This window comes from Brachyspira innocens ATCC 29796, from assembly GCF_000384655.1.
Taxonomy (GTDB): domain Bacteria; phylum Spirochaetota; class Brachyspiria; order Brachyspirales; family Brachyspiraceae; genus Brachyspira; species Brachyspira innocens.
The window spans coordinates 1-4,628 of record NZ_ARQI01000038.1; the positions used below are offsets into that span (position 1 = coordinate 1).

General features: G+C 24.5%; 5 protein-coding genes and 1 pseudogene. 5 read left to right on the forward strand and 1 reads right to left on the reverse strand.

Translation table 11 applies throughout. The annotated features are described in order from the left end of the window. Window positions 1-250, reverse strand: a pseudogene (locus F811_RS16895) (hypothetical protein); the annotation flags it as partial. 208 nt (window positions 251-458) lie between these two features. Here F811_RS16895 and dnaN point away from each other — a divergent pair. From dnaN to F811_RS0100585, 5 genes are all read left to right on the forward strand, one after another. Then, on the forward strand, window positions 459-1,586 hold the full coding sequence (gene dnaN / locus F811_RS0100565; protein ID WP_013113460.1) for a DNA polymerase III subunit beta: 1,128 nt from the start codon (window positions 459-461) through the stop codon (window positions 1,584-1,586). A gap of 22 nt (window positions 1,587-1,608) precedes the next feature. Next, window positions 1,609-1,797, forward strand: a complete 189-nt coding sequence (locus F811_RS0100570; RefSeq protein WP_013113461.1) for a hypothetical protein — start codon at window positions 1,609-1,611, stop codon at window positions 1,795-1,797. Continuing rightward, on the forward strand, window positions 1,784-2,152 hold the full coding sequence (locus F811_RS0100575; RefSeq protein ID WP_020003373.1) for a type II toxin-antitoxin system VapC family toxin: 369 nt from the start codon (window positions 1,784-1,786) through the stop codon (window positions 2,150-2,152). Before F811_RS0100570 ends, F811_RS0100575 begins: the two co-directional genes overlap by 14 nt. A gap of 92 nt (window positions 2,153-2,244) precedes the next feature. Then, window positions 2,245-3,312, forward strand: coding sequence for a DNA replication/repair protein RecF (gene recF, locus F811_RS0100580; protein WP_020003374.1), 1,068 nt, complete (start codon window positions 2,245-2,247; stop codon window positions 3,310-3,312). Window positions 3,313-3,337: 25 nt separating this feature from the next. Further along, window positions 3,338-3,835: a BspA family leucine-rich repeat surface protein gene (locus F811_RS0100585; RefSeq protein ID WP_020003375.1), complete on the forward strand. Its 498-nt coding sequence runs from the start codon at window positions 3,338-3,340 to the stop codon at window positions 3,833-3,835. The last annotated feature ends 793 nt before the right edge of the window (window positions 3,836-4,628 follow it).

Below are 4,628 nucleotides of genomic sequence, written 5' to 3' on the forward strand. Positions count from 1 at the left end.
GTTTTACCATATTTATATTTCTTTCGTATTTCAACAATTTTATTAATAATCTTTTTATTTTTTAATTTATGAGGACTATTTTTAGGTTTCCTACTCCTATTTTCTATACTATCTGTTTCTTCTAATTTTTTCTTCCAATAATAATAAGTTCTAATACTAATATTAAATTTGAGAGCCTGAACTTTTTTATTTTTAACTTTATTGATAATCTCTACTATCTTTTTTTCTGATTTGTATTATATTGTTTCATAGGTATTCCTTTTTGTTTATTTGTGCTTATTTAAATTATAAGGAATACCTTCTTTTTTTAAACCAAAAATGTGCAATATCTATGGCTCTTAAACAAGTTTATAAATTAAAACATATTGTAAAAAATAGTTTTTAATGTTAAAATTAGAATACAAATATTATAAGTTTTTTAGAATTTAATAAAATTAAAATAAATAAAAGAGGAAGCAATGAGATTTAGATGTTTAAAAAAGGATATAGTTAAATCTATCGGGGTTACAGAAAATGTTGTTGAAGGCAAAGTAATTTATAATATAGAAAGCAATGTACTTTTTCATCTTGCGGGAAATATGCTTACATTAACTGCTACTGACGGCTCTGTTTGGGCTAGAAGCAGAATAATACTTGATGACTGCGAAGGTGAAGGGGCAGTTGCTGTATATGCTAAAAAAATAAGTTCTATATTAAAAGAGATGCCGGACGGACTCATTACTATAAATGTTGAAGAAAATGAAAAGATTAATATAGAATCTGAAAACGGAAAAACTAAACATTTAATCATTGGAATGAAAACTGATGATTTCCCAGCATATCCAGAAAGCAACGGAGATATAAGCTATATAATGCTTCCTACTAAAGAATTAGTTACTATGATTAATAAAACTATTTCTTCTATAGCTAAAGAACCATTTAAACCTGCTTTAAGAGGTATATGCTTTGAAAAAACTGATTCTAAATTTCTTGCTGTTGCTACTGACGGCAGAAGAATGGCTGTTATAGAAAGAGAATTTGAAGGAGTGGAAAACGGATCTTTCTCTATAATAATAGAGCCTAAAGTATTAAATGAAATACTTGTTACTGCCAATTATGATGAAGTAGAACAGGTAAAAATGGGAGTTGATGGACAGCAGGTATATTTCCAAATAGGAAAATACGATTTTGTATCAAGCCTTATAGAAGGAAAATATCCTAATTTCAGACAGGTAATTCCAAAAGAGTTTGCATATAGTTTTAGGGTTAATAAAAATGATTTGCTTGATGCTATAAGAAGAATTGTACCTATGATTAATGATGTACGCTCAAAAAGAATGATATTAACTGTTTCTGAAGAATCTCTTAAAGTAAAAGGTATTAACCAAGAGATGGGAGAATCTTTAGAAGAGATTGATATAAAATATTCAGGCGAAGAGCATTCTGTTGCTTACAATTATACTTATATTCAAGATGTTATAAAACAAATTGATTCGGAAATAGTTACTTTTATGGTTAATAAAGATTCAAGCCCTACTATGGTAAAAGAGATAGAAAGAGAGGATTATTATTACATCATCATGCCTATGAGTATAGGAGAAGAGTAATTCATTTTAATAGGAAATTCTTATGGAAATTTTGGATTTATCTGTATTGGATAATGAATCAAAAAAACAGATAATAGATTTTTATGATTTATTACTAAATAAACAAAAAAAGTATGGAAAAAATGATTTGAATAAATTTAGCGGAAGTTTAAAAATATTAGAAAAAGATCCGTTAGAATTCCAAAAAGAAATAAGAAATGAATGGAAATAATATATTACTTGATACAAATGCAATTATATATTTTCTAAGCGGTAAATTTTTATTAGATAGTGAATACAATGTGTATACATCTATAATATCGGAAATAGAATTACTATGTTATCCAAAAATAACATCGGAAGAAGAAAATATAATAAAAGATTTTCTTAAAAGTATTGATATTATAAATTTAGATAATTATATTAAAAATGAAACTATTTTAATAAAAAGAGAAATTTCTATAAAACTTCCTGATGCAATTATATTAGCTACTGCCAAAATAAATAATTTAATTTTATTAACTCAAGATGAAGGCATATTAAAATATAATGGGTATAAAAATATAAAAATAAAAAAATGTTTCTAATAATAGCTTTTCATTATAATAAAAACACTACTATTTTTAAAACTTTTAATATATAATACTTCTCACTAATAAAACAAAAGGCTTAAATAAAAATGATACTCAAAGAACTTACAATTCGTTCTTTTAGAAATTATAATGAAAATGTATTTGAATTTTCTGATAAAATTAATGTACTTTACGGACATAACGGATGCGGTAAGACAAATATACTTGAGGCAGTATACATGCTTGGAAACGGCGTGTCATTTAGAACAAGACTTGACAGAGAGCTTGTAAAAAATGGAAATGATAACTATTTTTTACGAGGCGTTTTCAGAGAAGATGAATTAAATTATGATACAAATATAGAAATAGCATATCAAAAAAAAGTAAAAAAGGTATTTATTGATAAAAAAGAAGTATCATCAAGAAAGGATTTGATAGGTAGAATACTTTATGTTATATTTCTGCCTAATGATACGGATTTAGTTATAGCAGAGCCAAAATTAAGACGCGATTATTTTAATATGCTTATATCAACAATATCATTAGAGTATTTAACTGCATTAATAAAATATAATAAACTCCTAAAAATGAGAAATGTTTGTTTAAGCACAAAGCCTAATGAAGCATATATTTATAATAGTGATATAGCAAAGCTTTCTATTTATATAGCAAACGAAAATAAAAAATATTCTTCCCTTTTAGAAGATAAAATGAATGAAATATATAAAAATATTTTCAATAATGAAAACCCTTATACAATAAAGTATCAGTCTACTATAGAAGATATTTTAAATGAAAATGAATACGTAAAAAAACTAGAAAGTACTTTAAGCGAACAAATAAGAATGCGTACGACATATTTTGGAATACACAGAGCAGAGTATCAATTTTTTTATAAAGATTCACTTTCAAAAAAATTCTCATCTCAGGGCGAGAAGAGAATGTTTACTCTTATAATGAAACTTGCAAGCGAGAAAATATTATCCGAGTATAGAAGAAAATCCCCTATTTTATTAATTGATGATGCTATGCTCGAGCTTGATAATACAAGACGCGATAATATACTAGAATACATAAAAACATTGGGACAGGTATTTATTACTGTTACAGAAAAAGAGAAAGTGAAAAACTTTGAAAACGGAAAAGTATTTGATATACCAAATATAAGAGTTTAAAAATTAAAATAAAGAAAACTGCAAAATGAATAAAAAATATATTGTAAAATACAAATATGCTTTACTTGATTTACTAAAAGATGAAAATATAAATCTATCTGATATAGACACAAGTAATATGATTGACATGTCATACTTGTTTCAAGATAGCAAAAGAAAAAATTTTGACGGTATTGAAACTTGGAATGTATCAAATGTTACTGATATGAAATATATGTTTAATAATGCTTTATATTTTAATAAAGATTTAACTTCTTGGAATATAGAAAAATTAAAAGAGTTTGAAGAAATATTTGATGATTCTTTTAAACATGTAAAGACTATTTTAATGTTTTACAATGCATGCAAAGATAGAAAATATAAAAAGAAGCTTCAAACTATGCTTGAATGCCTTGATATAAAAGAAGTTTATATAGAACTAAATAATGATAAAATCAATTATAAAAAGAATAAAGAGTTTATAAAAAAGCTTGAAAATGTTTATTATGATGAATTAGAGAAATTAATTAAAAAAATACAATAAAAATATTTATTCATAAAATCATTAATATTATACAATTAAGTATAAAACAACAAACTTACAAAAAATTATCTGTAAAATAGATTTTCAAAAAAGAAATATATTAAAAAAATAATAGTTTTTAAATATTAGAAAGCCAATTATAAAAATTGTGAGCGTATAGCAAATTTATTTGCTATACATTTTTAGCGAACAATTTTTATTAGCAATAATAAAAAATAATAATTTCAACGAATTTTAGAATCAAAAAAATATATAGAAAGCGGTACAAGGCTTTATTTTTATTGCTAGATAAAATACAAGCAGGAAAGAAACTATTTGAGAGATAGTTATTCACACTTGTACCGCATTTCAAGCTTATTAAAATTAAAGAACAATTACTGTTATTTTTCTTCTGAGTATACAACTCTTTAGAAGATAGTATTATACCTCTATCAACTTTCATATTTTCTTTCCTTCAATGCTGCAAAAGTTTCTCAGGCTTTTGTTTTTGATGCATTTTATAATTTTATCTAGCAATTACTAATATACACAAAATAATTTTAAAGTCAACAAAAAAACATTTTTTTAAAAAATTTAAAATACTGCCGTAAGCAGTGTTTTTTAGTAAAGTATATATAAATGTATACCTAGATAAAAAAGTCCCTAAAAATAAGGCTCTACGCTTCAAATAAAGGCATTGTAATAAATACTTCAAACATCAATTTGCATTATATTATCGCAACAGCTTTCAAATATTTTTTTTGTCTCAGCCATTATTCAAAAAATAAAATCTGCATAAGTCAGTCAGTTAGTT